Here is a 24091-nt window from a genome sequence, read left to right as displayed (position 1 = left end):
CCCGGCGTTCCGCCTGATCGTTCCCGCGCGCGGCGCGCGTTATGAGGTCCTTCGTAGGGCGGCAACGGGTAGAGCATTCTTTAAACACAACCCCTATTTTGCAAGCTTCGTCACTCTTTTCAGCGGTAGGGTACGCTGTGCGTACCATCGGAGCGGGAACGGTACGCACAGCGTACCCTACCGCGGCTTGTGCCCTTTGGGATGTAACCCAAGCCGGCAAGGGGGTATCACGATAAGCGTTCGGCGAGGGAAACGAGAGGAGGACGTTATGATCGACCAAATCCTTAATAAGCAAACCTGGGGAACCGGCTCCGCCATATGCTGGTTAAAATCGTTGTAGGATCAGAGTTTCCTTAACTTAACGGCATTGGCGACGGGGGCAAAATAATGGATGCTGTCTCGACCGGGACCGAGTCGGCCGATCATTTTTTCAGCGCCACCCTGCCGCAATCCGAATCCAGCGTCGCGTCGGGCGTAATCAAGTTCTTGGCGACGATGGCTTTCGCCTTGGCTTCTGCCTCGGCGAGTTCATCCGCGAAAATATCCGTTTCATATTCCTGGCTGACCGCTTGCGTGAGCGAATCTTCCGGGGATTTTTCCGTGTTGTCCACATGAATGGAGGTAACGGTGGAAAGCCCCGGACGAATGGGGTGCGCCAATAATTCGTCTTCCCGCAAGGCGATGCGAACGGGTACCCGCTCGACGATATGGATGAAGTTTCCGGTTGCGTTATCGGGAGGCAACAAGGCGAAAACGCTGCCGGTCCCCGGCACCAACCCTTCAACAGTCCCTTGAAACGTGTAGTTTCCTCCGTAAAGATCCACGGCAACCTCCGCCAACTGGCCTGGTCGTACGCGTTGCAGCTCGGTTTCCCGTAAGTTCGCTTCGACCCACAGATGATTCAATGGAACCAACGTCATCAGAGAATCTCCCGGTTGCACCCGGTCGCCGACCTGAACCTTCCGTTTTGCGACATAGCCTGAAACCGGCGCATAAATACGCTGGCGGGTATATTCGATGTAAGCCTTGATAAATCGATGCTTGGACGCTTCGATGTCAGGATGATTCGCTCGGCTGGTGCCGCCGATTCTGGCTCGAATCGCCTCGAGTTCGGACCTTGCCTCCAGCATCTCGGCATCCAGCGCCGCCATTTGATCTTCGGCGTTTTGCAAAACCTGCTGCGACACCGAACCGCTGGGTACGCCTTGCCGAAACCGAACGACATCATGGCGCACCCGGGCCAGTTTTGAAGAACGCCCAATGAGTTTTTGACACATTTGCTGATGCGTGGCGAAAAGCGCGCCGATTTCCCGTACCGTTTGCCCGAGTTCGCCTTCGGTCTGCTTTAAGGCTGTTTGAGCGCGGTGTTCGTCAAGGCGGACCAAAAGATCGCCCTTTTTGACAAATTGGCTTTCCTCCACCCATACATGAGTCACAATGCCGGTCGCGTCCGCCTCGACCGGAATCAGGTTGCCGGTGACAAAGGCATTGTGGCTGACGATCCAGTCACGGCGATACAACCAATAACCGGTATAAATCAAAGCCGCCAAGACCCCTATTGAAACAATCCATTGCAGGCGCCGCTTACGGCGGGCGCGAAGACTTTGATGACGCGTTTTCATAGAACTTGTCACTGACAAAACTCGCTTCAGTTTTTGTTGAATATGGCCGGCATGGCAAGCAACCATCCGAACAAGCCGAAACCTTCGGGATGGTCCTGCGAGTGGGCGATTTTCTGTTGCACGATCCGAAGATCATTGGCGTATCCCCCGCCTAGCGCTTCGATTAAATCCACCCTGGCAATCCAATGATCGGCTTCCACTGTCTGCAAGGCAAATTCCTGGTCGAGCGCGGCGTGTGCGCGGCTCAGCATGGCTTGGCGATCGTCCACGCCGATACTGAAACGATCTTCCGCAAGCCTTTGGTTCTTGCGCGACGAAGACAGTAAGCGAACTTGAGCTTTCAATATGGCATGGGTTTCCTCCCAACTGCTGAGGCTATCGCCGACTTCCTGCACGGCATGCAGCAAGGTGTCGTTATAAAGTTCCACTGCGCCGTCGTATTCGGCGCGTTGGGCCGATAATTCTCCTCGCAGCCGCCCGCCTTCGAACAAGGGAAGGCGCAGGCCGGGCGCTACGCCATAAGAGAAACTGGAGCCTGAAAATAATAGGTTGGCTAAACTGCTTGCGCCTTTGGTCATTGCCAAAGCGTTTATGCCGGCGAATGCCGTGAGATCGATCGTCGGCAGAAAGCTGGCTTTGGCCATTTTTATGCGTTCCGAAGCGGCCTCGGCGCGGCGCAAGGCCGCCGCAAGATCGGGACGATGGGCCAGCAGTTCCAGAGGCAGCTTCGCAGGCAATTGCAGTGCTTTTGAATCATGAATCCCGGCGGTGAACAGGTTAGCCAGTGAAACCGGTCCGTCTCCTGTCAAGCGGACCAGCAGATTTTTCTGAATATCCAATTGATCCCGAATACCGGCTTCGCGCTTGTTGGCCGCCTCCAATTCGATGCCGGCCTGTTCCGCAGGGTCTTCGGAATCGATGCCTAATTCGAGCCGCGTCTCGGCCAGATGCAGCATTTCTTTCCGCAACTCGACTATTTTTCGGGATAGATCGAGCTGTCGGCGCAACGCTAGGCCGCGGATATAGGAGCGCGCGATCGCAGTCGTCAACAGCAGCCGGGTTTCGGCCAGTTCCGCGTCTTCGGAAGCCGCTTCGCCGATTGCCGCTTCAAGCGCCGCGCGGTATTTCCCCCAGAAATCGAACTCGTAGCGTAAACTCAAGGGATTCATTTTTCCGAAGACAATATTGGCGCCGGCCGCCTCTTCGCGATTGAGCGCCGCATACACGCCATGCTCCGAGATCCGTTCATTCGCAAGCTCCGCATCCGCGTCCAGAAACGGCAGCAGGCGGGCGCCTTCCACGCGAATCAGGGCTTGCGCCTGACGCAGTCTGGCGGCCGCTGCCTTCAGGTCAGGATTGCCCTGTAAAGCCTTTGCCATAAGGCTATTGAGTTCATCGCTGCCGAATTCGCGCCACCACTCCGGTTTCGGCCATTGCTTCGACGGAGCCCCTGTCTCATCGACGCGGACCTGCGATGAGATGTGTTCCGTGGACGGCATCTCGATAAACTGCGCAGGCTTTTCTCCTTCAGGTATCCAGGCGCAGCCCGAGACGACAAGCAGTAAGATCAACATCCATCGCCGCGGTTTCAATGGACTTATCATGGTTCCTCCATCAATTGTTCCGCTTGAATATCTTCTATCTCTTGGCGTCTGCCAGGATGTGGAGAAGGGTACACGGGGGACGCGAGCCAGATCAGCCCGGCAAGCCCGGCAAATAAATAACTGGCCAGTAAAAAAGTATCGTTCATGGCCAGGATGGCCGCTTGCTTCCTGATGAACAGCACGAATTCATTATTGATGGCCTCCGGCGCGACGCCGGCGGTTTTCAACCGAAGCGAAAATTCTTGCAGCAGGTTTAGCGAGGCGAAGCGTCTTCCGCCAAAATTATCCGCCAGATGCAGTTGATGGAACGGTGTTCTGCGAAAAAATAAAACGCCTTGCAAAGTAATGCCGAATGCCCCCGCCGCGATACGCAGCAGGCCGGTTTCTTCGGCGGCCCGCCGTTCTTGTCGACCCGACAAGCCGTGTACGGTTAAACGGGTCAACGGCACAAAAAACGAACCCAGACAAAATCCGAGCAGCAGCATCGGCCAAAAAATTTGATCGAACGAACCCGGATCGTCGAATAATCCGAGCCAGTACCAAACGCCTGCAAAGCTCAGAAAATTGAGACAGACCAGCAAGCGTGCATCCCATTCCAGGGTTACCACATGCATCGCAATGGCGACAGGCACGGCCAGCAGGAGCATAGGCAGAAAAACCATGCTGGCTAAAAATGAGGAATAGCCCAGCAAGACTTGCAGTTGAACAATAAACAGCGAAAGGATTCCCTGAATCAACAGAAATCCGACGGTCGAAGCGAGCACGCCGATAGTGAAATTGCAATGGCCGAAAAGACGTATTTCCAGCACCGGATGGCGCTCGCCAAGTTCCCAGACAACAAAAAGAATTAAAGCGGCGATGACCAAGGTCAGTAGTACGCTCAAAAAAGTGGAGTCCAGCCAGTCAAAATCGTTTCCCTGATTCAAAATGGTCTGAATGCCGCCCAAAACGATGGCTAAAAGCACAAAACCGATAGCATCGAAACGGATGTAACTGCGTTCGAATTCTCTGCCGGCAAGCAATGCGCCGGTGATTGCGGCAACAATGAGGGCGACGGGAATATTTAAATAAAATAAGGAACGCCAGCCAAACTCGTCGGCAATAATGCCGCCGACTGAAAAACTGATCGTGAATGGCATCATGCTGACTAGCCCCCATACCCCCAGGCCCAGCAGCTTCAGGTGATCCGGATATTCTTCGAGCAGCAGGGACTGGCCAACCGGGAGCGTGAGTCCCCCCACCAAACCAAGCAAAATGCGCGCAGGAAGGAATAGCCACAGGGTTTCGCTGATCGCGCACAGAGAAGACGCCAACGCGTAGACGACGAACGCCGTGACCCACACAGAGCAAGTACCGTATTTTCCTGAAAGCCAGCGGCTTAACGGGAAACCCAGTGCGATGGCAATCATGAAATCGGTTTGGGCCCAAGTTCCGAAACTGGGTTTTACTCCACCCAGATCACCGGCGACATGAGGCATCAACGCAATATAAGAACCCGCATTGAACAATACCGCCATGTGCCCAAAAGCCAGCATGGCATTAAACAGAACGAAGCGCCAGCCGTGTAATCGCTCATCAAAAATTATAGCCATGAATATCGAATCAGTGGGTGAACACACTAGGCGATGTATTTTTTGCAATACCTTCTATGGGTAGTTCGCCGTTTTTCAGATATATTTTTATTCGTTGATTCTCTGATTTTATCTATGCTTAACTTAATACCCCTAATACCAACATGCCGGAAAATACAGCTAAAACCGCCCACCCTATGACTTTGTTGACCGTGCTTGTCGCCTGCCACAAGCCAGAAATCTTCTCGCACCTGCGATGATAACTATTGCAAATCCTATATTTAATAAAGTAATACCCTGTCGGTATCAAGGTAATCAGTATATAGGAGGCAAGTCCCGCAATAATCAGTATGAGGTAAAAACTGATTATCTGTGTAGTACGGGCATCGGTATGAAAAATATGTTCTACTAAGTGATCCAGAGTCGACTCCAGTATTTCAAATAAAATATGAAGAAGCTCAAGCGACAAATGTATAATCGTATCTATTTGGCCATAAACTATAATTACCAGGATTATCCACGCAATAGCTTTATGTGTTGTTGAAAATTTATTTTCATTGAAGACATTCCGATTCATTGGAGCTTGCCTCGCTAGCCATGATTCAGCAATTTCTGAGTTTTTTCTCCAGTAAAATCTTTAACCCAAGCCATTCTTTTAAAAACCATCACGATTACCGTAATCCAGCTGTCTCGAAACGGTTATCTGGTAGCATTTTTTATTTATTAACGCTTCGTTTTGGAATTGCTAGGGGATTTACGAAGCAATCGAATATCAAAATAGGAATAAATAATAATTAGAAGTGCCATAACAAAGATTTTAAATTTTGTTATGAGTTTTTTCTCATTAAAAAGTTTCCAATTCATTGCATATTTACTCTGTAACCATGATTTAGGGGCTTCTTTATTTAAGCTGTTTAAAATGAATCTCCGATTAATATGATCCAGCTATTGCGAAACGATCCGCAACGAACAAAGAATTATTCAAGTACATGATGGATAATGGTAATCTAAGTATTATATTTGACAAGCGAAATTTATTTACATTTAATATCGAAGAATCGAATGTTATTTTTGAAATAGAGAAAATTCAGGCGCTTATCATTTCAGTAAGCGGCGGGGAAGATTTCGGCGCCATAATTGATTCAGGATTCGGCGAGATGGTCGACAGCTTGTTTTCAAAAGAAATCTCTGGGGCAAATAGGGGATGCCCGCGATATTCCGAATCGCTTTCCGTCATTTTGGGTCCGAGAAAGACCCGGCAAGAGCCGCCCGGAGCGGCAAGCCGCAAAAACGGCGCGCGCCGGTACGACAGTCCGATTTCTTGATGTGTGTTCACAATTTTAAGGAGAAAAACGATGACAACTTCCATTTATGATTTTAAGGTAACTTCTCTGAACGGCACCGAGGCCTCTCTCGATCAATACCGCGGCAAGGTGCTGCTGATCGTCAATACGGCCAGCCGCTGCGGCTTTACGCCGCAATACCAGGGGCTGGAGGAGCTGTACCGGCGCTACCGCGACCGGGGACTGGCGGTATTGGGATTTCCCTGCAACCAGTTCGGCGCACAGGAGCCGGGCAATGCGGAAGATATCCGGTCGTTCTGCACCGTCAATTATGGGGTCAGTTTCCCGATGTTTTCGAAAATCGAGGTCAACGGCGAACAGGCCGATCCGCTGTTCAGGTATCTCAAGGCGCAGGCGAAGGGCATTCTCGGCTCGACCGCGATCAAATGGAATTTCACAAAGTTTCTGGTGAACCGGCAAGGAGACGTCGTGGGGCGTTACGGTTCTGCGACCAAACCCGAGCAACTGGCCGCTGCCATAGAAGGTTTGCTGCCGCCGGTTTGAACGGGCGCAAGATCGAGCCGGCAATACGGTTGGCGGTATTGCCGCGCCGGAGCCGGCCATCGACCTTGAAGGGTGGCTCGATCATCCCGTAACATCCGCAGGCGGATTCGCCATGACTGGCAGTCCGCGTAGTATGTTGCAGGTTAAAGAATGGGTGTTTAATTATTCATGAGATAATTTATTCAGCTTGCGCAAACGCTTCTTCTTCGCCTTTTGCTCCCGGATCACAGTCACTTCGGCCAGTTCCTGTTCCATCATCGGCGGCGTTTCGAGGGTAACTCGTCCCACTGTACCGGCGCGGAATTCTGCAAGCAGGATTTTGGCCGCCTTGTCCAGATCCATCTGCCCGCCGGCGCGCAAGCAGCCGCGTTTGCGGCTGATCGCTTCCAGCACCGCTTCGTCGGATTCCGGAATCCGCTCCAGCCGGAAACGCTCGCGCAGGTAGTCGGGATACTGTCGGTTCAGGTAGCCGGCCACGAAGGCGGCGACCGCCTCATGATGCAGCGCGGTGTCCTTGATCGCGCCGGTGGCGGCGAGCCGGAGGCCGCTGTGCCTGTTTTCGATGTTCGGCCAGAGCATGCCGGGAGTGTCGAGCAGCACGACGTTGCTGCCGATGGCGATGCGCTGCTGGGTCTTGGTCACGGCCGGCTCGTTGCCGGTCTTGGCGACCGTGCGGCCGGCCAGGATGTTGATCAGGGTCGATTTGCCGACGTTCGGGATGCCCATGATCAGCGCGTGCACGATCCGGTCGTTCTGCATCTGCCCGGCCAGCATGTTCCGGCAAAGCGCCGGAATTTTGCGTATCTTTTCGGGTTCGCGGCTGGTCAGGGCGAGCGTTTTGACGCCTTGCTCCCGTTCCAGGTAATCCTGCCAGACGGCGGTCAGTTCCGGGTCGGCCAGATCGCTCTTGCTCAGTACTTTCAGGCAAGGCTTGTCGCCGCGCAGCGAAGCGAGCAGCGGATTGGCGCTGCTGAACGGAATGCGCGCGTCGAGCACCTCGATCACGATGTCGGTTTTCGGCAGGATTTCCTTTATTTCCTTGCCGGCCTTGTGCATATGGCCGGGATACCACTGAATCTGCATGATGTGTCGGGAAGGGCAAAATGCTATATTTAACCATCAAAATTCCCATCGTCACGCCAAATTGATCGAAGACCTCATGAAAAAATTGATTTCCTTTGTCCCGTTCGCCCTGTTGACGGGATGTTCGCAGGACTGGTTTAACCGGATGTCGCGCAAGGTGGTCGAATATAGGGGCGGCAACACCGAAAAGACCCGGATCGTCAGAAACGACAAGGCGACTTCGACCGACAAGGGTTACTATTATTTCTGGGAGGAACACAGGCATTACGTGCAGACGCCGCTGGACAACACCTTTGTGGAAGAATTCTGATGGTTGATGCGGCAAAAATCTCGGTTTCGACCCCTTTCTACGCCTATCTGTCGCGGCTTCGGTGGATCAAGCGCTGGGGGCTGAAGCGCAACGCGCACGACGAAAACGTGATGGAACACAGCTGGGAAGTGGCGGTGATCGCGCATACGCTGGCGTTGATCAAGAACCGCTACTACGGCGGCAATCTCGACGCGAACGCGGTCGCGGCCGCGGCGCTCTATCACGACATTACCGAGGTGATCACCGGCGACCTGCCGACGCCGATCAAATACCATTCCGAAGCGATCAACGTCGCCTACAAGCAGATTGAAAAGCAGGCCGAGAAGGAACTCTTGAAACTCTTGCCGTCCGAGCTGCAGGCCGATTTCGAGACGCTGATCCTGCATGACGCGATGCCCGAAGAGCATGTCCGGATCATCAAGGCGGCGGACAAGATCTCCGCTTATCTGAAATGCCAGGCGGAGATGAAGGCTGGCAATACCGAATTCGAAACCGCCGCGCAGGAACTGGCCGAAACGATAGCCGGCTACCGGCAGCCGGAAGTGGTGTTTTTCATGCAGGCGTTCGCGCCGAGCTGCGGGTTGACGCTGGACGGGTTGATGAGGACGTAATCGATGGGCGCCGCCTCGATGAAGCGCAGCGAAATCGAGGAATGCCGTCTCCGATTTAGGTTCCCCCCTCGGCTTCGTTGCACTGCATCGAGGCTACGGCACTCTGGAACGGGTCTTACCGCTTCAGATTGTCGATGCTGAAATTATCCAGATACAGGATCGCGGCGCCGAGGCCGATGCAGACCAGATAGCTCAAGGTCGGCGAGCCGGGGAACAGGTAGGTGTCGAGCAATCCCCACGCGCCTCGCCATAACATCACGATCGCGAAAACGATGACGACCACATTGGCGTTCGGATGGCGGGCTTTGAACTGTTCGAGTTTGGGTGAATCTTTGACTTGTTTTAACATGGCTTGCGGCGGTCTCATGGATTCGGGGGATGGATCGGTTATTCTATATAATGTGTCCCAGCTTCATCAATATGCTTTTCTTGGAAGTCGAGCGTTCGGCTCCTGATCCGATTGCTTTTATAACTCGATTTTTTTATGGATATATTGACCCACGTTCTCGACTTCTTCTTGCACATCAATGCGCATCTGGCCGACATTTTCGCCCGATACGGCGTGCTGACCTATACGATTTTGTTCCTGATCGTGTTCTGCGAAACCGGTCTGGTCGTGATGCCCTGGCTGCCGGGCGACTCGCTGTTGTTCGCGGCCGGCGCGCTGACCGCCAGCACCGGGCAACTGGACATTTACGTGCTGATCGTGCTGTTGATCGCGGCCGCGTTGACCGGCGACAATGTGAATTACGTGGTGGGCCGGTTTCTCGGCCAAAAAATCAAGGCCAGGGAAAAAATCGGTTTCTTCAAGCGCGAGTACATCGAGCGCACCGAGGCCTACTACGAACAATACGGCGGCCGCACCGTGATCATTGCGCGCTTCGTGCCGCTGGTCCGGACTGTCGCGCCTTTCGTGGCCGGCGCAGGCAACATGTGCTATGTGCGTTATCTCGGCTTTTGCATCGGCGGCGCGATGCTCTGGGTCGGCGGCCTGACGATGCTGGGCTACCAGTTCGGCAATCTGGAAATCGTGCAGAAGAATTTCGAACTGGTGATTTTAAGCATCGTGGCGATTTCGCTGCTGCCGATCGTGCATCAGATCTGGAAGAATTTCCGTAGTAAAACCTCAGAAACCGCATCGGTTTAACGGCCATTGTCTAGGCAGGGCGGATAACGCATGCTGGCAGCGCTCGTCCGTTTTTCGATTCGTTTCCACGGCGTCGTGATTGCGATCGCCATGATGATACTCGGCTACGGCGGCTACCGCTTCGCGACCGCCGGGCTCGACATCTTTCCCGAATTTTCGCCGAAGCGGGTGATCATTCAAACCGAAGCGCCGGGCCTGTCGGCCGAGCAGGTCGAAATCCTGGTCACGCAGCCGGTCGAGATGGCGGTCAGCGGCTTGATCGGACTCGAAACGGTCCGTTCCGAGTCGATCCAGGGGCTGTCGATCGTGACGGTCAATTTCGCCGAAGAGACCGATATCTACCGCAACCGGCAACTGGTCGGGGAACGTCTGGCCGAATTGCCTTCCCGCTTGCCGCCTGGCGTGATTCCGGTTGCGGTGCCCTTGTCCTCCTCCTCGGCGACCGTGCTGACGCTGGGCCTGACGTCGGACAGCAAGGACCTGATGGCGCTGCGCAGCCTGGTCGACTGGACGATCGTGCCGCGCCTGCTCGCGGTGCCCGGCGTCGCGGACGTGAATGTGTTCGGCGGCGACGTCAAGCAATTGCAGGTTCAGGTCGACCCGGTTCGGCTGCGCAAATTCAATCTGGCGCTCCAAGACATCACGCAGGCGGCTTCCCAGGCGGGGGTGATCCAGGGCGGCGGCTTCATCGAAAACCACAACCAGCGTTTCACTCTGCAAACGGCGGGAAGTGCCGCCACGCCCGAACAGCTGGCGAAAATCATCGTCAAGCGCGACAAGGGCATGAACGTCACGCTCGGCGATGCGGCGGCGATCGCCTATGCGCCGGAGCCGCCGATCGGCGCGGCGCAGATCGGCGGCAAGGCCGGCATCGTGATGATGGTGATCGGGCAGTACGGCGCGAATACGCTGTCGGTGTCCCGCCAGGTCGAACAGGCGTTGACCGGATTCGACCGCCTGTTCGAACAGCAAGGCATTACTTTTTATCCGCACCTGTTCCGGCCTGCCGATTATATCGAACGCTCGGTGTCGAATCTGTCCGGCCATCTGTTGATCGGCGGGCTGTTCGTGGCGCTCATTTTGTACCTGTTTCTGTATAGTCTCCGCACCGCCTTCATTGCGGCGCTGGCGATTCCGGTGTCTCTGGTCGGTGCGGTGATCGTGCTGCTCGAAGCGGGCATGAGCCTGAATATCATGGTGCTCGGCGGGCTCGCGATCGTGCTCGGCGAAGTCGTCGACGACGCGATCATCGACACCGAAAACATCTTCCGCCGTCTGCGCGAAAACCGCCTGTCGCCTGTGCCGATGCCTGTGTCGGAGATCGTTTATAACGCCTCGCTGGAAGTACGCGGCTCGGTCGTGTACGCGAGCTTCATCGTGGCGCTGGTGTTCGTGCCGCTGTTGACCCTGCCGGGGGTGGCCGGCCGTCTGTTCGCGCCGCTCGGCTATGCCTACATTTTGGCGATTCTTGTCTCGCTGCTGGTCGCGCTGACGCTGACGCCGGCGCTCTGTTATCTGCTGCTGGGCCGTTCGACCTATACAGCGGACGATCCTCCGTTGATCAAACGCCTGAAGCCCCGGTATCGGGCGCTGCTCGACGCGGTTTACCACCGCTTCAACCTCGTGATCGGCGGCAGCCTGGGCATCTGTCTGGCGGGGCTCCTGGCATTTACGGCGCTGAAAAGCGAGTTTCTGCCGGAACTGCGCGAAGGCCATTTCATCGTGCATACCAGCAGTCTGCCGGGCACGTCCCTGAAGGAGTCGATTCGGATCGGCACGCAGCTGACTCGGCAAATGCTGCAAATTCCGGGCGTCGAATCGGTGTCGCAGTGGGCAGGGCGCGCCGAGCGCGGTGCCGATACCTACGGCAGCCATTACAGCGAGTATGAAGTCCGTCTGAAGCCGATGTCCGGCTCCGGGCAGGGCGCAGTGCTGGAACGCATCCGCGGCGTCCTGGACGATTTTCCGGGTATTTCGTACGAAGCGAACACCTTCCTGACCGAGCGGATCGACGAGACAATTTCCGGCTACACCGCGCCGGTCGCGGTAAACATCTACGGCAACGACCTGAACGCGCTGGACGAGAAAGCCCGGCGACTGGCCGCCTTGCTGCAGGAGATCGAAGGGGCCTCCGACGTGCAGGTGCGTTCGCCGCCCGGTGCGCCGCAGATCCGGATTGAGATGAATCCCGACCGGCTCACCTTTTGGGGCGTCACGCCGAAGACCGTGCTGGATACGTTAAGGATTGCCTACGAGACGCAGATCACCGGACGCAAGCTCGAAGGCAACCGGATTTTCAATATTGCGGTGGCGCTGTCGCCGAAACTGCGCGAACGGCCCGAAGCGCTCGCGGAACTACCGATCCGAACCCTGGACGGCAAGCTGATCATGCTGGCTCAGGTCGCGGATATCCACTATGGGCTGACCCGGTACAATATTCTGCACGAGGGCGCGCAACGGCGGCAGACGGTCACCTGCAACGTCCAGGACAGGGACCTGGATGCGTTCATGGCCGACCTGAAAGCCAGGATTGCGAAAGATCTGCCTGAAACCGGCGACAGCTATATCGAGTTCGCCGGCTCGGCAGTCGAACAGGCGAAGGCGCGCGCGGATTTGATCGTGCATTCGGCGCTGGCCGGCATGGGCGTGCTGATCTTCATCTATCTGGCGATCGGCAATCTCCGGCATGTCCTGCTGACCCTGTGCAATCTGCCGTTCGCACTGATCGGCGGCATTGCGGCCGTGCTGGTTACCGGCGCGACGCTGTCGATCGGCTCGCTGGTCGGTTTCGTGACCCTGTTCGGGATTACCGTGCGCAACAGCATCATGCTGCTTTCGCATTACCGGCATTTGATCGAGATCGAGCGAAAGGCCTGGAATTTCGACACGGCCGTGCAGGGCGCCCAGGAACGATTGCCGTCGATCCTGATGACTGCACTGGTCACCGCGCTGGCGATGTTTCCGATCGCGTTCGACAACGACAATCCCGGCCGCGAAATCATGGGGCCGATGGCGGCGATCATCATCGGCGGGCTGGTGTCTTCGACCGCGCTGAATTTGCTGTTATTGCCGGGGATGCTGCTGAGGTACGGGCGCTTCGGAAAATAATTTTTCGGATGTATTCACCGGTGTCATGCGAAACCTAGAGTGGGCTGAGACGGAAGGGATTTACTGGCTTATCGGACAAAAAAGCAGGGCGATCTGACCAAAGCCCGTCTGCCGTCCGCTGTAGGGAAGGCAGGCGCTAACCGTCGGTCACCCCTGCTTCGAAAAGAGCCGCTAAGACAGGCTGAAGCCGTCCTGATCTTCGTTGTAAGGTACGGAAGCGCGTTTGAAAGCATACAGCATCAGGAACAGCGTCGTGATTAAAAACAGGATGGGCAGCGAGGCGTTATAGCTCAATCTGAACGGGACGAGATTGGCCGACAATATCGCATCATAGAGGCCGTGAACGAGTCCGGCGAACAGCACGCTGTCCGTATGAATGAAAATACTGCCGAAGATGATCCCGGCGAAGGCGATCAGCGCCAGTTCCCGGAACTGGCCTTGGTAGAGGTATTGCAGATGCGAAAGCGTGTAGCCGTATTTCATCTGCAGGGTTTTCTGGATCATGCCCCGGTAAAACAGCTCTTCTCTCAGGCCGGCCGCAAGGCCCGAAATAAAGAAGACGAGTTGCCAGAGCGCGGTTTCATTTTCTGTATTGGTATAAACGATCGCAAATAAAAAGAATAATTGGATTGCCGCGGCGAAAGGCGGCGTTAACGTTTCCTTTTGGTCCGAATCAGTTCTCCCGGAATGGACCAGTGTCCGTAAGTTTGCGATAGGGAAAAAGAAAAGGCGAGATACAGGATTTCGGAAACCGCCGCGAATAAAATTATTTTTTCATTTTATTTCTCGTAAGTCAGGATATTGATTATGAAGGCGCCATCAATTGAATTTGCCGTGCGCATTCACGGGTCGATACAGCCGAGTTACAACAAATAACCCCGGTCAAGGAATGACCGGCGATAATTTACCCGAGCTTCCGGATAATTTCCAGCCTTAGAAAACCATATAAATTAGTAAGATAAGGAGGGTTTTGCCCGGAAATCCAGCAGGTGCCGAGCTATAGGCCGGGCGGGTAGGGCGAGAGGTGAAACATCGGTTTGCAAAGAGGCTGAGTTTTCGCCGAGGCGAATGGATGGACGTCAGGAAAAGAAGAAGCATCCATCATCCGGGCGGGCGGCAGGGTTTCAGGACTGGGCGGAGGCTACGGATTCGGTTTGTTTGTGCTCGAAGCGTGATCGGCCGCGTTGACGATTTTGCCGTCGACGATCCGTATTTTGCGCGCCGCCCGGCCGCCGATAGACGGGTCGTGCGTGATGATCACCAGTGTAACGCCTTGATGGTTGAGGCTTTCCAGGAGTTCGATGATTTCCTTGCCGGACTGGCTGTCGAGGTTGCCGGTCGGTTCGTCCGCGAGCAGGATTTCGGGGGCCATGATCATCGCGCGGGCGATCGCGACGCGCTGGAGCTGCCCGCCCGAGAGCTGGTCTGGCTTGTGGTGGGCGCGGTTTTCCAGGCCGACATTGGCGAGGGCCGTGGCTACCTTTTGTCGGCGTTTTTTGGGGGCGACGCCCGCCAGGATCAGCGGCATTTCGATGTTTTCGGCGGCGGTCAGGCGCGGGATCAAATGGAAAAACTGGAACACGAAGCCGATGTTTTCGCGGCGGACCTTGGCGAGTTCGTCGTCGCTGAGCTGGGTAACCGGGCGGCCGTTCAATAGGTAACGGCCTTCGGAAGGCTGATCGAGCAGCGCGATCACGTTTAATAAGGTCGATTTTCCCGATCCGGACGGTCCCATCACGGAGACATATTCGCCTTTGGCGATGGAAAGGCTGACACCGTCCAGCGCCTGGACGGTTTGTTCGCCGACTTGGAAGGTGCGGCGAATGTGCGCGAGCTCGATCACGGTTTTGCCTGTGCCCGCGCGCCTGCGGTCACGCCCTCCTGGCCGACCGACAGCACGACCTTGTCGCCGGGCTTGAGGCCTTCCAGCACCTCGACATAATTCCAGTTGGCGAGGCCGGGTTTGAACGTGCGTTCTACCAGCACGCCGTTTTCATTCAGCAAAAGGACTTTATGATTTTCGATCACCGCTTCGGCGGGTACGCGCAACGCCTTCGGCTTGCCGGCCAACAAGACTTCGATATCGGCGCTGTAGCCGGGCAGCAATTCCTGCAAGTCTTTCGGATCGGTCAGCTTGACCTCGACTTCGACCGTGCGCGCCTGTTTTTCCTTTTCCAGCACATAGGGGGCGATGCGCGAGACGGTGCCCAGCGAGCGCCTGCCGGGAAAGGCATCCAGCGATACATAGGCCGTCATGCCGGTCTTGATTTGCGGGGCATCGACTTCGTCGATCGGCGCGGACACGTACAGACAACTGACGTCGAGCAGATCGATGGCGGGGAGAGTGGGGATGCCGGGCGGCGAAGGCGTCACATATTCGCCGAGTTCGACGTTGATTTCAGCGACCGTGCCGTCGAACGGCGCCTCGACATAGGTCCGTTCGATGGCGGCCTTGGCCGCATCCCGGCTGGCCTGGCTGACATCGACGGCCGCTTTGGCCGAAAGGCAGGCGGCGCTTTGGGCCTTGGCGTTGGTGACTTTCGTGTCGACCTGCTCTTCCGAAACGATGTGGTTGTACTTTTGCAGGCGGGAAATGCGCTCGGCTTCCCGGATCGCGCCGCCTTTCAACTGGCAGGCCTGTTCGGCGGCGGCATGGTTCGCGCGTATTTGCGCTTCCTGCAGCGCGAGTTGCGCTTTCAGATCATGGTTCCAGACTTCCATCAATAATTCGTTTTTCCGGACTTTATCGCCTTCCTTGACATTCAGTTGGGCAACCTGGCCGCCGGCTGCCGGCGCCAGATAGGCGCGCCGGCAGGCTTTGACGGTACCGACGCGGGTATTGGAAACGGTGGACCGGACTTCGCCCTCTTCAATGCTGACGATTTTCACCTCCACCGGCTCGGGGCGTTTATAATAGACTGCCAGCGCGAAGGCGATGGCGAGGATTGCCAAAGTGGTCAGCGTTTTTTTGCGCATCGAAGCTTCAGTGGGATGACGAGACAAGAGAGAAAAGGCTGCAAGTCTGCCGGCGCGGCTATTTTACGCTATTAAGTTTACATTCTTTAGCGATCTCAACTTATAATCTTGTCCGAATACGCCGACAGGCATTTTTTATCATGATTTCATGAAATACAGCGAAGCATTTTTGAACGCCGCCGCCGATCTTTGCGAAGCGGGGCGGTTTATCGACGGCAAAGGCTGGGTTCCGGCAACCAGCGGCAATTTTTCGGTTCGGCTGCCGGACGGCACGATTGCAATCACCGTTTCGGGCAAGCACAAAGGCCGCCTGCAAATCGAGGACATCATGCTGATCGATGCGGACGCCAATCCGCTCGACGGCAAAAAACCGTCCGCGGAAACTCTGCTGCATACTTCCCTGTATAAGCGTTTTCCCGCCGTCAATTGCGTATTGCATCCGCATACGATGCATTCGGTACTGGTTTCCAGAATTTTCAAGAGCGAGATCGTGCTCGAAAATTATGAACTGCTGAAGGCTTTCAGAGGAATTGGCACTCACGAAGCCCGTCTGGTCATACCGGTCTTTGCCAATGACCAGGATATTCCGCGCCTTGCCGTGGAAGCCGAACGCTACCTGGACCGGCATCGGGACTGTTACGGCTACGTGATTGCCGGGCATGGGGTTTATACCTGGGGGGAGTCGATCGACGAAACCTTACGGCATCTTGAAGCCCTCGATTATTTGTTTGATTGTGAATTACGCCTGCACGGAGCGAACAGATCATGAGCGCATTAACCGTTTATCCCGATAATCAGCCGCAATCGGGAGCCTTGTACACCGACTATTCCGATATTGCGGCCGAGTTGAGCCGGATCGGCGTGCAGTTCGAGCGCTGGACCGCGAACCGTGTACTGGCGGACGATGCCGATCAGGAAACCGTCATCGAAGCCTACCGGGATTCGGTCGAGCGGCTGATGCTGCAGTACGGCTTCCAGTCCGCCGATGTGGTCAGCCTACAGCCCGATCATCCGCAAAAGGCGGCGTTTCGGGAAAAATTTCTGGCCGAGCATATTCATGAAGATTTCGAGGTCCGATTTTTTGTGGACGGCAAAGGGCTGTTTTATCTGCATGCCGGTGATAAGGTCTATGCAATACTTTGCGAAAAAGGCGATTTGATTAGCGTGCCGGCCAACACGACGCATTGGTTTGATATGGGGGAGAATCCCTGTTTCAAATGTATCCGGCTATTCACTACGCCGGAAGGCTGGGTGGCCACGTTTACCGGCAGCGACATTGCCCGATCGTTTCCGACTTTCGATCAATACGTTGCCGCTTTATCATGATCAAAGCGATCGTTACCGATATCGAGGGCACGACGTCGTCGCTGTCTTTCGTTAAAGACGTGCTGTTTCCCTATGCGCGGGTCCATATTGCCGAGTTTGTGCGGGATCATGCGGACGATCCCGAAGTGCGGCAATTACTGCGCGATGTTTCCTGGGAGGCAGGAAAAGAGTTGGACCTCGGGCAGACAATCGCGCAATTGATCGAATGGATCGATCAGGATAAGAAAATCACGCCGCTGAAGGCGCTGCAGGGGCTGATTTGGGAAGAAGGCTACCGGAAAGGCGCCTTCGCCGGTCATATTTATGAAGATGCCGAAAGAAATCTGAAGGCGTGGAAGGCTTGCGGGCTGGGCCTTTACATTTATTCTTCGGGTTCGGTGCATGCACAAAAACTGCTGTTCTCGCATACGGATTACGGCGATTTGACGCCCTGGTTTTCGGGCTATTTCGACACCCGGATCGGCGGCAAGCGGGAGGTCGATTCGTACCGGCGCATTGCGGACGAGCTGCGGCTGTTGCCCGAGTCTTTGCTGTTTTTGTCCGATATCAAAGAAGAGCTCGATGCGGCGAGGCAGGCCGGATTCCACACCGTCTGGCTGGTCCGCGATGGCAAACCGGATTCCGATGCGGAGCATCGCCAGGCGCAGGATTTCGATCAGATCGAGATCGTTTTTTCAAACGATCGGTGATTTTAGGGTTATTTGTTACAATGCGCCCTTTATGTTTGTATCTTTATTTAAGGTTTTAAAACTGCGATGAGCATTAAATCGGATAAATGGATTCGCCGCATGGCGGCCGAATACGGCATGATTACGCCGTTTGAAAGCGGCCAAGTCAGAGATTCCGAAAAGGGGCGGGTCATCTCGTTCGGGACGTCGAGCTACGGTTACGATGTGCGCTGTTCGGACGAGTTCAAGATATTCACCAATATCAATTCCGCGATCGTCGATCCGAAGGATTTCGATTCGAACAGTTTCGTCGACGTGAAGTCCGATGTTTGCATCATTCCGCCGAATTCGTTTGCCCTGGCGCGGACGGTGGAGTATTTCCGTATTCCGCGGGATGTGCTGACGGTTTGCCTGGGCAAATCGACTTATGCGCGTTGCGGGATTATCGTGAATGTGACGCCGCTCGAACCCGAATGGGAAGGGCATGTGACGCTGGAGTTTTCGAATACGACGAATCTGCCTGCGAAAATCTACGCGAATGAAGGTGTCGCGCAGATGCTGTTTTTCGGCAGCGACGAGGTTTGCGAAACGTCTTATAAAGACCGCGGCGGCAAATACCAGGGGCAAATCGGAGTGACTCTGCCGCGCGCGTGACAGGTGGTCATTGTAAAGTTGCGGGCTTGGTCAGCACGGGCGGCAATTGCAGGAAATAGCCCCGCTCATTTAAATTGTTGATCACCGAAACCGGATCGGCGCTTGCAAGTTTCCGTTCCGGCGTGACTTCGAGGCTGAAAACGAATTCCATTCTGCCCAGAGAGGCCTTTAAGGCTTCCGGCAGGCAGGAGAAATCGTCCTGGTTTCGGAGAAATAAATAAAGGTCTTGTTTTTGGAGGCTTTTATAAATAAAACAGTGCATGTTTAAAGTAAGGATACGAAACGTATGCAGCGAAGTTTACGGTCCGGCCGTGCGGGTTTGCAGCAAGCCATAACGGGGAGTTGTCACACTATTATTCCTTCTCTCCCTCGATGAATCAATCCACTTTCAAATCTCGGGATTTTTTTCTCAAGGCCTGCTGTTTCGAGGCCTCGCTGATCCTGGTCGCTCTCATCCTGGGTGGGATAGCGGGCATCAACCCGTTTGCAAAGCTGTTTTTCTCCGAGGCCGCGATTTTATACGGAATTATCGGCACGGCGCCGATGATCGTGTTGTTTCATCTGGCGGAACTGCGGCAGCAAGAGGCGTTTCAGAAAATCAGACGGTTATTGCTCGAAACGCTGGGTCCCAGCCTGCATCGGCGGCACTGGGCCGATTTGCTGATGCTCGCCGCGATAGCGGGATTGTCGGAGGAAATTCTTTTCCGGGGTCTGATTCAGCCGTGGCTGGAGGCTGTTTTGGGAATGCGTGCGGGTTTGGTCGGTTGCAACGTTCTGTTCGGCCTGGCGCACGCGGTTACGCCGCTTTATACCTTTCTCGCGTTTTTGATAGGGATCTATTTGAGTTTGTCGATGGATTACGGGGTGGAGCGGAATCTGCTCACGCCGGTAGTGATCCATGCGCTGTATGATTTCTGGGCTTTTTGGGCTTTGATAAAGACTTACAGGCTGAATCGGACGAAGCGGGAGTTCGGCGATAAGCCGTAAAGGAGTCTATGGGGATGGCTAGTTGAGCCGCCTTCCCTGGGGCTCAATTGACCGGCATTCGTTTCTTTTTACGCCCGGTAGCTGGACCGGCTCCGGGCGGCAGCCCATACAGCCAATTGCCGATTCAATCGGCAACCGCCGCTAAAAAACATGAATGGCTGTTCCGCTAGATCTCATCAATGCCGGAGACGCCTACCATCGTCCAGTTGTCAAAATCGAGGACGCCTTCCTGGTCGTCTCCCTTGTCATAAGTGATTCGGCAAACATATCTTTTCGTGGTCATGTTGCCGGATTCGTCAGTGATATTGATGTCGGCGTTAATCAGAAATTGGTAATTGCCCAAGCTCCAAGCTTTGACCGGCTTGTTCGTGAATGTTACGGAAATATCGGAATCGAGTTCCGACTTGATGTAATTATTGCAATCGTTGAATGCAATCGCCGTCATCTCCGTGGAGATGGGAAGCTGGCTGCCTTGGTCTTTGCTGTCGACTAAAAAGGCATCGGACTTGATAACTTCGGTTACGAGAGGCATGACCGCTTCTCTTTGAAATACAATCAATAAGCCAAGACCGCCCACGAGTAGAAGAAAAGGATGTTTTTTAAAAAAATTGTTCATGAATGAAAGCGCCAATGGTTAGTTTTATCATCACAATTGTATCAGAAATCAATACATTAATCGTACGCTAGTATACCGGCCTGTTTGAGTGCTGAGCGATTTTTTTGACGAAAATATTTTTTGTCTTGACAAGGTGCTTCGAGCTGGTAAACTGACCGCTCACCAAACTGGACTCGGTGCGGTTCCTGGCCAAAAGCCAGTGAATGTGGAAATGGAGTTGAACAAGAAACTCCCAGCCAAATAGCTGGGGATTGTTAAATTTTTAGGAGGTAGAAATGGCAGCTACAACTGAATCAGTGAAAGCTGATGCTGCGGAAGCACCGCTGTTAAATAAAAGAAATCTGTTCCTGGGCATCGCGTTGTACAACGTATTCTATGCTTGGGTTCGTTGGTACGAAGGTGTTTATGGCTGGTCCGCCGGTCTTGACTCTTTCGCACCAGAATTCGAAACCTACTGGATGAATTTCCTGTACATCGAGTTCGTACTGGAAGTATCAACCGCAGGTATTCTGTGGGGCTACATCTGGAAAACCCGTGACCGTAAAGTCATGTCTATCACTCCAAGAGAAGAACTGAGAAGACACTTTACTCACTGGATCTGGCTGTGCTGCTACGCGACTGCAATTTACTTTGGCGCTAGCTACTTCACCGAACAAGATGGCACGTGGCATCAAACGATCGTTCGTGATACTGACTTCACTCCAAGCCATATCATCGAATTCTATTTGAGCTACCCAATCTACATCATCACCGGTGGCGCTTCCTTGCTGTATGCAAAAACCAGACTGCCTACTTATGCGAATGGTTTCTCCATTCAATATATGGTATCTGTTGTCGGCCCATTCATGATTCTGCCAAATGTTGGTTTGAACGAGTGGGGTCACACTTTCTGGTTTATGGAAGAGTTGTTCGTTGCTCCTCTGCACTATGGCTTCGTATTCTTCGGATGGGCGGCTCTGGGTGCATTGGGTGTTCTGAGCATCGAAGTTCAAGCACTTGCGAAATTGCTGAAAAAAGACTTGGCTTAATTCTTTAAGCTGTAGCCTGTAAAATAACTATCTCCTGGCCGTTTCGCTCAAGTTCCAATAGGCGAAACGGCATAGAGAAAGATAGTATAAAAATAATTTTAAACCCTTTAGGAGGTAAGCTAATGAGCGCATCTCAATCAGCTGTACGTTCACGTGCCGAAGCTGTCAAAGTTTCACGCACGTTTGACTGGTTAATTTGCTTTACTTTGTTCTTCATTATTCTCGGTGGCTATCACGTTCACTTCATGTTGACGGGTGGTGACTGGGACTTCTGGACCGATTGGAAAGACCGTCGTCTGTGGGTAACCGTATTGCCAATCGTTGGTATTACTTTCCCAGCCGCTGTTCAAGCAGTTGTGTGGTATCGTTGGCGTCTGCCATTCGGCGCAATGCTGGCTGTTCTGGGCCTGCTGTTCGGCGAATGGGTTAACAGATATTTCAACTTCTGGGGATGGACTTACTTCCCAGTTAACTTCGTGTTCCCATCACAATTCGTTCCAGGCGCAATCGTTCTGGACGTAATTCTGATGCTGTCTAACAGCATGCAGTTGACTGCGGTTCTGGGCGGCTTGGCTTATGGCCTGTTGTTCTATCCTGGCAACTGGCCGGTCATCGCTCCATTGCACGTGCCAGTTGAATACAACGGCATGGTAATGACCCTGGCTGACTTGCAAGGTTACCACTATGTAAGAACCGGTACTCCAGAATATATCCGGATGGTTGAAAAAGGTACTCTGAGAACTTTCGGTAAGGACGTTGCTCCAGTATCTGCATTCTTCTCTGGTTTCGTGAGTATCATCATCTACTTCTTGTGGCACTTCTTCGGTAAATGGTTCGGCAGCACCGCATTTACCCAAGCCACCTAATTCTTATTAGGTTCTGAGGCTAGTAACACAATAAATAAATGGCTAGTGGATAAATGAACAATTTATCAACTAGATACTCAAGAATAAATAGATTCTCTATTATTAGAGGAGGATATATGAAGTTAATTAAAGACAAGGTAGCAAAGTTGTCCTTTGTCGCACTGTTGCTGACAGTTGCAGCAGCGATGTTCTATACACCAGCTGCATCCGCACACGGTGAAAAGTCTCAGGCGGCTTTCATGCGTATGCGTACTATTCACTGGTACGATCTGAACTGGTCGAAAGAAGTTGTTAAAGTCAATGATACAATGACAATTTCTGGTAAGTTCCTGGTATTCTCAGGCTGGCCAGAAACTGTGGACAAACCGGAAAGCGCTTTCTTGAACATCGGTATTCCAGGCCCAGTATTTATCCGTGCTGGATCTTGGATTGGTGGCCAATTGGTTCCTCGTTCCGTTTCTCTGGAACTGGGCGAAACCTATGAGTTTAAAGTTCTTTTGAAAGCACGCCGTCCAGGTGACTGGCACGTTCACACCATGATGAACGTAGAAGGCGGTGGCCCAATCATCGGTCCTGGCAAATGGGTAACGGTTGAAGGTTCTATGAGCCAGTTCACCAACCCAATCACCACTTTGACTGGCCAAACTGTTGATCTGGAAACTTACAACCTGAGCAACACCTACTTCTGGCATGCTTTCTGGTATGCTTTCGGTGTGGCTTGGATGGTTTACTGGATGCGTAAGCCAATGTTCATTCCACGTCAACTCGCAGTGGAAGCTGGTAAAGCTGACACTCTGATCACTGCAACTGACAGAAAAGTCGCTTTGGCTTTCGGTGCTGGCGCGATTGGTATCGTTGCTTTCACGATGGCACAAACCAACTCTGAATACCCAATCACCACTCCTCTGCAAGCAGGTTTGTTGCGTGGTATGAAGCCTCTTGATCTGCCTACACCAACTGTTAGCGTTAAAATTGACGACGCTACCTACCGTGTACCAGGTCGTTCAATGAACATGACTCTGACTGTGACCAACAATGGTGACTCTGCGGTCCGTTTGGGTGAATTCAACACCGCTGGCGTTCGTTTCTTGGATGCTAACGTAACTGAAGACACCACCGGCTATCCAGATGACTTGTTGGCTCCAGAAGGTCTGACTGTTAGCGACAACAGCCCACTGGCTCCAGGCCAAACCAGAACTATCCAAGTCACTGCGTCTGACGCAGCTTGGGAAGTATATCGTCTGGCTGACTTGATCTATGACCCAGATAGCCGTTTCGCTGGCTTGCTGTTCTTCCACGACGAAAACGGCAACAAGCAACTGGTCCAAATCGACGGTCCTCTGATCCCAACCTTCATCTAATCGAAGATTGCTGATCTAATAACAATAATAAATCATTAAAAAATTGGAACCCCCGCAATTCAAGTAGTTGCGGGGGTTTTTTTATGGGAGAGAATTCAGAATTGGGTTGTAGGAAAGGCTAAAGCATTTTCAAATCGTATAAACGGAAACTTTAATCGATTGGAAGCGTCGCCCATGTTTTGTTAAAAGAGGTCCTGATGTCGAAAGCTTATCCGATGGATTTAAGGACGCGGGTGATCGAAGCCTGCGACGAAGAGCAGGTCATTGCCCAGGCGGTCAGTGGCTCAAGGTAAGCCCTTTGTTTGTGGGTTTGTGGAGTAGTTGCAGAGCAGCAGTGGCGGTGTGGAGAGTGGCACGTTGGAAACCAAAGCTTACGCGAGAGCCAACCTTTGTTATTGCCGATGCATGACGAGACTCTGCGTGCGCTGTTGATTCAAAAAAGCGCTGGCGGCCGAGCAAGCACGTGAAGACGTGCGTCCTCGGATTTTCGAAAGGATATGTCAGCCAAGAGGACAGCAATGCGAAAGCTTAAAGAAATCCTTAGAGCATTTTCGCTTTGGGTATATGGCCTTCGAAAGGAAAGCACGTCATTCCGGTAGAGCCTGCCCCGGTCAGGGATTGCCAGACGACTGCACCCGTAGGGTACGTGTGCGTACCCTCAATGTCGAAAGGTACGCACAGCGTACCCTACGGGGCTGGACTTAAC

Annotated in this window: 24 protein-coding genes; 14 read left to right on the top strand and 10 right to left on the bottom strand. The window is 53.7% G+C overall.

The window, feature by feature from the left end; translation table 11 throughout:
• Nucleotides 1-422: 422 nt before the first annotated feature.
• From CC94_RS0105015 to CC94_RS0105005, 3 genes are read right to left on the bottom strand one after another with little or no spacing between them, the layout of a single operon-like run.
• A complete protein-coding gene (locus tag CC94_RS0105015; protein WP_005374514.1) occupies nucleotides 423-1622 on the bottom strand; it encodes an HlyD family secretion protein in 1200 nt (399 codons plus the stop codon).
• Between the two features lie 26 nt (nucleotides 1623-1648).
• Nucleotides 1649-3226, bottom strand: coding sequence for an efflux transporter outer membrane subunit (locus CC94_RS0105010; protein ID WP_005374513.1), 1578 nt, complete (start codon nucleotides 3224-3226; stop codon nucleotides 1649-1651).
• Nucleotides 3223-4818: an MFS transporter gene (locus tag CC94_RS0105005; RefSeq protein WP_005374512.1), complete on the bottom strand. Its 1596-nt coding sequence runs from the start codon at nucleotides 4816-4818 to the stop codon at nucleotides 3223-3225. The genes CC94_RS0105010 and CC94_RS0105005 overlap by 4 nt, the downstream gene beginning before the upstream one ends.
• Nucleotides 4819-5789: 971 nt before the next feature.
• Between CC94_RS0105005 and CC94_RS0104995 the strand changes: the two genes are divergently transcribed.
• The gene (locus CC94_RS0104995) at nucleotides 5790-6122 is read left to right on the top strand and encodes a hypothetical protein (protein WP_157203373.1); all 333 of its coding nucleotides are present in this window, start codon (nucleotides 5790-5792) and stop codon (nucleotides 6120-6122) included.
• A 30-nt stretch (nucleotides 6123-6152) separates the two neighbouring features.
• Nucleotides 6153-6644: a glutathione peroxidase gene (locus CC94_RS0104990; RefSeq protein WP_005374510.1), complete on the top strand. Its 492-nt coding sequence runs from the start codon at nucleotides 6153-6155 to the stop codon at nucleotides 6642-6644.
• A 162-nt stretch (nucleotides 6645-6806) separates the two neighbouring features.
• On the opposite strand, the gene ylqF is transcribed toward CC94_RS0104990, so the two are convergent.
• Complete coding sequence (ylqF, locus tag CC94_RS0104985) at nucleotides 6807-7727, bottom strand: ribosome biogenesis GTPase YlqF (protein WP_005374499.1); 921 nt, start codon at nucleotides 7725-7727, stop codon at nucleotides 6807-6809.
• Between the two features lie 76 nt (nucleotides 7728-7803).
• Here ylqF and CC94_RS0104980 point away from each other — a divergent pair, with 76 nt between their 5' ends.
• Entirely contained in the window at nucleotides 7804-8037 is a 234-nt protein-coding gene (locus CC94_RS0104980; RefSeq protein WP_005374498.1) for a hypothetical protein, read from the top strand.
• The gene (gene yfbR, locus CC94_RS0104975) at nucleotides 8037-8648 is read left to right on the top strand and encodes a 5'-deoxynucleotidase (protein ID WP_005374496.1); all 612 of its coding nucleotides are present in this window, start codon (nucleotides 8037-8039) and stop codon (nucleotides 8646-8648) included. Before CC94_RS0104980 ends, yfbR begins: the two co-directional genes overlap by 1 nt.
• A 115-nt stretch (nucleotides 8649-8763) precedes the next feature.
• On the opposite strand, the gene CC94_RS0104970 is transcribed toward yfbR, so the two are convergent.
• A complete protein-coding gene (locus CC94_RS0104970) occupies nucleotides 8764-8997 on the bottom strand; it encodes a hypothetical protein (protein WP_036303741.1) in 234 nt (77 codons plus the stop codon).
• A 135-nt stretch (nucleotides 8998-9132) separates the two neighbouring features.
• On the opposite strand from CC94_RS0104970, the gene CC94_RS0104965 reads away from it, so the two are divergent.
• The gene (locus CC94_RS0104965) at nucleotides 9133-9795 is read left to right on the top strand and encodes a DedA family protein (protein WP_005374494.1); all 663 of its coding nucleotides are present in this window, start codon (nucleotides 9133-9135) and stop codon (nucleotides 9793-9795) included.
• A 30-nt stretch (nucleotides 9796-9825) separates the two neighbouring features.
• Complete coding sequence (locus CC94_RS0104960) at nucleotides 9826-12903, top strand: efflux RND transporter permease subunit (protein WP_005374491.1); 3078 nt, start codon at nucleotides 9826-9828, stop codon at nucleotides 12901-12903.
• Between the two features lie 171 nt (nucleotides 12904-13074).
• Here the strand turns inward: CC94_RS0104960 and CC94_RS24555 are convergent, their stop codons facing one another.
• The 3 genes from CC94_RS24555 to CC94_RS0104945 form a co-directional block, all read right to left on the bottom strand.
• Entirely contained in the window at nucleotides 13075-13455 is a 381-nt protein-coding gene (locus tag CC94_RS24555; protein ID WP_281174033.1) for a CPBP family intramembrane glutamic endopeptidase, read from the bottom strand.
• A gap of 589 nt (nucleotides 13456-14044) precedes the next feature.
• The gene (locus CC94_RS0104950; protein ID WP_005374488.1) at nucleotides 14045-14746 is read right to left on the bottom strand and encodes an ABC transporter ATP-binding protein; all 702 of its coding nucleotides are present in this window, start codon (nucleotides 14744-14746) and stop codon (nucleotides 14045-14047) included.
• Nucleotides 14743-15879 carry an efflux RND transporter periplasmic adaptor subunit gene (locus CC94_RS0104945; protein ID WP_005374487.1) on the bottom strand — a complete coding sequence of 379 codons (1137 nt, stop codon included), beginning with the start codon at nucleotides 15877-15879 and terminating at the stop codon, nucleotides 14743-14745. Before CC94_RS0104945 ends, CC94_RS0104950 begins: the two co-directional genes overlap by 4 nt.
• A 148-nt stretch (nucleotides 15880-16027) precedes the next feature.
• Between CC94_RS0104945 and CC94_RS0104940 the strand changes: the two genes are divergently transcribed.
• The 4 genes from CC94_RS0104940 (at nucleotide 16028) to dcd (ending at nucleotide 18527) form a co-directional block, all read left to right on the top strand.
• Entirely contained in the window at nucleotides 16028-16648 is a 621-nt protein-coding gene (locus CC94_RS0104940; RefSeq protein ID WP_005374485.1) for a methylthioribulose 1-phosphate dehydratase, read from the top strand.
• Nucleotides 16645-17205: a 1,2-dihydroxy-3-keto-5-methylthiopentene dioxygenase gene (locus CC94_RS0104935; protein ID WP_005374483.1), complete on the top strand. Its 561-nt coding sequence runs from the start codon at nucleotides 16645-16647 to the stop codon at nucleotides 17203-17205. The genes CC94_RS0104940 and CC94_RS0104935 overlap by 4 nt, the downstream gene beginning before the upstream one ends.
• Nucleotides 17202-17894, top strand: coding sequence for an acireductone synthase (mtnC, locus tag CC94_RS0104930; RefSeq protein ID WP_005374478.1), 693 nt, complete (start codon nucleotides 17202-17204; stop codon nucleotides 17892-17894). The genes CC94_RS0104935 and mtnC overlap by 4 nt, the downstream gene beginning before the upstream one ends.
• Nucleotides 17895-17960: 66 nt before the next feature.
• Nucleotides 17961-18527, top strand: coding sequence for a dCTP deaminase (dcd, locus tag CC94_RS0104925; protein WP_005374477.1), 567 nt, complete (start codon nucleotides 17961-17963; stop codon nucleotides 18525-18527).
• Nucleotides 18528-18534: 7 nt separating this feature from the next.
• On the opposite strand, the gene CC94_RS0104920 is transcribed toward dcd, so the two are convergent.
• Nucleotides 18535-18789: a YcgL domain-containing protein gene (locus CC94_RS0104920; protein ID WP_005374472.1), complete on the bottom strand. Its 255-nt coding sequence runs from the start codon at nucleotides 18787-18789 to the stop codon at nucleotides 18535-18537.
• Nucleotides 18790-18899: 110 nt separating this feature from the next.
• Between CC94_RS0104920 and CC94_RS0104915 the strand changes: the two genes are divergently transcribed.
• Entirely contained in the window at nucleotides 18900-19514 is a 615-nt protein-coding gene (locus CC94_RS0104915) for a CPBP family intramembrane glutamic endopeptidase (RefSeq protein ID WP_005374470.1), read from the top strand.
• Between the two features lie 166 nt (nucleotides 19515-19680).
• Here CC94_RS0104915 and CC94_RS0104910 read toward each other — a convergent pair whose 3' ends face one another.
• The gene (locus CC94_RS0104910) at nucleotides 19681-20130 is read right to left on the bottom strand and encodes a hypothetical protein (RefSeq protein ID WP_031430018.1); all 450 of its coding nucleotides are present in this window, start codon (nucleotides 20128-20130) and stop codon (nucleotides 19681-19683) included.
• A 275-nt stretch (nucleotides 20131-20405) separates the two neighbouring features.
• On the opposite strand from CC94_RS0104910, the gene amoC reads away from it, so the two are divergent.
• The 3 genes from amoC (at nucleotide 20406) to amoB (ending at nucleotide 23385) form a co-directional block, all read left to right on the top strand.
• Nucleotides 20406-21158: a bacterial ammonia monooxygenase, subunit AmoC gene (amoC, locus tag CC94_RS0104900; RefSeq protein ID WP_005374468.1), complete on the top strand. Its 753-nt coding sequence runs from the start codon at nucleotides 20406-20408 to the stop codon at nucleotides 21156-21158.
• 122 nt (nucleotides 21159-21280) lie between these two features.
• Nucleotides 21281-22024, top strand: a complete 744-nt coding sequence (gene amoA / locus CC94_RS0104895; RefSeq protein ID WP_005374467.1) for a bacterial ammonia monooxygenase, subunit AmoA — start codon at nucleotides 21281-21283, stop codon at nucleotides 22022-22024.
• Nucleotides 22025-22140: 116 nt separating this feature from the next.
• Nucleotides 22141-23385 (top strand): bacterial ammonia monooxygenase, subunit AmoB, encoded by a 1245-nt coding sequence (gene amoB, locus CC94_RS0104890; protein WP_005374465.1) that lies wholly within the window; start codon nucleotides 22141-22143, stop codon nucleotides 23383-23385.
• Nucleotides 23386-24091 lie beyond the last annotated feature (706 nt).

It is taken from the genome of Methylomicrobium agile (assembly GCF_000733855.1).
Classification (GTDB): domain Bacteria; phylum Pseudomonadota; class Gammaproteobacteria; order Methylococcales; family Methylomonadaceae; genus Methylomicrobium; species Methylomicrobium agile.
Note: the sequence above shows the minus strand (reverse complement) of the source record. Positions and strands in the feature narration are given on the sequence as shown.

Excerpts from the sequence above, each read along its gene's own strand:
- CC94_RS0104960 (WP_005374491.1), top strand. The coding sequence starts at position 9,826 with ATGCTGGCAGCGCTCGTCCGTTTTTCGATTCGTTTCCACGGCGTCGTG.
- dcd (WP_005374477.1), top strand. The coding sequence starts at position 17,961 with ATGAGCATTAAATCGGATAAATGGATTCGCCGCATGGCGGCCGAATAC.
- CC94_RS0104965 (WP_005374494.1), top strand. The coding sequence starts at position 9,133 with ATGGATATATTGACCCACGTTCTCGACTTCTTCTTGCACATCAATGCG.
- ylqF (WP_005374499.1), bottom strand. The coding sequence starts at position 7,727 with ATGCAGATTCAGTGGTATCCCGGCCATATGCACAAGGCCGGCAAGGAA.
- CC94_RS0104995 (WP_157203373.1), top strand. The coding sequence starts at position 5,790 with ATGGATAATGGTAATCTAAGTATTATATTTGACAAGCGAAATTTATTT.
- amoB (WP_005374465.1), top strand. The coding sequence starts at position 22,141 with ATGAAGTTAATTAAAGACAAGGTAGCAAAGTTGTCCTTTGTCGCACTG.
- CC94_RS0104920 (WP_005374472.1), bottom strand. The coding sequence starts at position 18,789 with ATGCACTGTTTTATTTATAAAAGCCTCCAAAAACAAGACCTTTATTTA.
- CC94_RS0104935 (WP_005374483.1), top strand. The coding sequence starts at position 16,645 with ATGAGCGCATTAACCGTTTATCCCGATAATCAGCCGCAATCGGGAGCC.
- CC94_RS0104945 (WP_005374487.1), bottom strand. The coding sequence starts at position 15,879 with ATGCGCAAAAAAACGCTGACCACTTTGGCAATCCTCGCCATCGCCTTC.
- amoA (WP_005374467.1), top strand. The coding sequence starts at position 21,281 with ATGAGCGCATCTCAATCAGCTGTACGTTCACGTGCCGAAGCTGTCAAA.
- CC94_RS0104980 (WP_005374498.1), top strand. The coding sequence starts at position 7,804 with ATGAAAAAATTGATTTCCTTTGTCCCGTTCGCCCTGTTGACGGGATGT.
- CC94_RS0104915 (WP_005374470.1), top strand. The coding sequence starts at position 18,900 with ATGAATCAATCCACTTTCAAATCTCGGGATTTTTTTCTCAAGGCCTGC.
- CC94_RS0105010 (WP_005374513.1), bottom strand. The coding sequence starts at position 3,226 with ATGATAAGTCCATTGAAACCGCGGCGATGGATGTTGATCTTACTGCTT.
- amoC (WP_005374468.1), top strand. The coding sequence starts at position 20,406 with ATGGCAGCTACAACTGAATCAGTGAAAGCTGATGCTGCGGAAGCACCG.
- CC94_RS0104910 (WP_031430018.1), bottom strand. The coding sequence starts at position 20,130 with ATGAACAATTTTTTTAAAAAACATCCTTTTCTTCTACTCGTGGGCGGT.
- mtnC (WP_005374478.1), top strand. The coding sequence starts at position 17,202 with ATGATCAAAGCGATCGTTACCGATATCGAGGGCACGACGTCGTCGCTG.
- CC94_RS0104970 (WP_036303741.1), bottom strand. The coding sequence starts at position 8,997 with ATGTTAAAACAAGTCAAAGATTCACCCAAACTCGAACAGTTCAAAGCC.
- CC94_RS0105005 (WP_005374512.1), bottom strand. The coding sequence starts at position 4,818 with ATGGCTATAATTTTTGATGAGCGATTACACGGCTGGCGCTTCGTTCTG.
- CC94_RS0105015 (WP_005374514.1), bottom strand. The coding sequence starts at position 1,622 with ATGAAAACGCGTCATCAAAGTCTTCGCGCCCGCCGTAAGCGGCGCCTG.
- CC94_RS0104940 (WP_005374485.1), top strand. The coding sequence starts at position 16,028 with ATGAAATACAGCGAAGCATTTTTGAACGCCGCCGCCGATCTTTGCGAA.
- yfbR (WP_005374496.1), top strand. The coding sequence starts at position 8,037 with ATGGTTGATGCGGCAAAAATCTCGGTTTCGACCCCTTTCTACGCCTAT.
- CC94_RS0104990 (WP_005374510.1), top strand. The coding sequence starts at position 6,153 with ATGACAACTTCCATTTATGATTTTAAGGTAACTTCTCTGAACGGCACC.